The organism is Streptomyces sp. AF1A (assembly GCF_047340315.1).
Classification (GTDB): domain Bacteria; phylum Actinomycetota; class Actinomycetes; order Streptomycetales; family Streptomycetaceae; genus Streptomyces.
In genome coordinates this window covers 1-583 of the sequence record NZ_JBLEBI010000386.1, presented here as the reverse complement: position 1 = coordinate 583, position 583 = coordinate 1, and the positions used below count along the sequence as shown (strand labels likewise).

General features: G+C 68.6%; 1 protein-coding gene. It reads right to left on the bottom strand.

Features of this window, described 5'->3' with window-relative positions:
• Window positions 1-9 precede the first annotated feature (9 nt).
• Window positions 10-583 (bottom strand): HARBI1 family protein (locus ACLU3S_RS37025; protein ID WP_413956359.1); only part of this gene is annotated, 574 nt, incomplete at its 5' end.

Here is a 583-nt window from a genome sequence, read left to right as displayed (position 1 = left end):
TGAGGGTTTTCAGCGGTGCCGCTCCAGGGTGAGGACGGCCTTGGTGATTGACGTCATGCGATTTGGGCTGCATCGGGCTCTGCGGAAGATTCGCCAGGATTTCAGGCGGGCGATCCCTCGTTCGACGGGTGCGCGGGCGGCGGACAAGGCCCGGTTGACGGTCTGCTCGGTCGGAGTGAGTTCGCCGTTGGGCGGCCGGCGCCTGGGGGTGGTGACCCACTCGCCCGCGCCGATGTAGGCCATGTCGGCGAGGACTGGGACGCCCTGGCGCTCGCAGATCCTGATGATCTTGTGGGTGCGGGCGGCGGTGAGGTCGTGAGTTCGGCCAGGCAGGGCGGGTGACAGCCACAGCGTGCGACCGGCCGGATCTGCGATGACCTGCACATTCACGCCGTGCCGCTTGTGCTTCGTCGAATAGTCCGCGCGCCCGTCCCCGACCCGGTCGCACTCCGCGAGCGTGCCGTCCACGAGAACGTAGCCGGGGTCTGTCTCGCGCAGGACCTTCAGCAGGCCCGGCGCCTTGTCGGCCAGGTGCTCGATGACGGTGGTGACGTACGCGTGGGCGGTGCCGACGGAGATACGG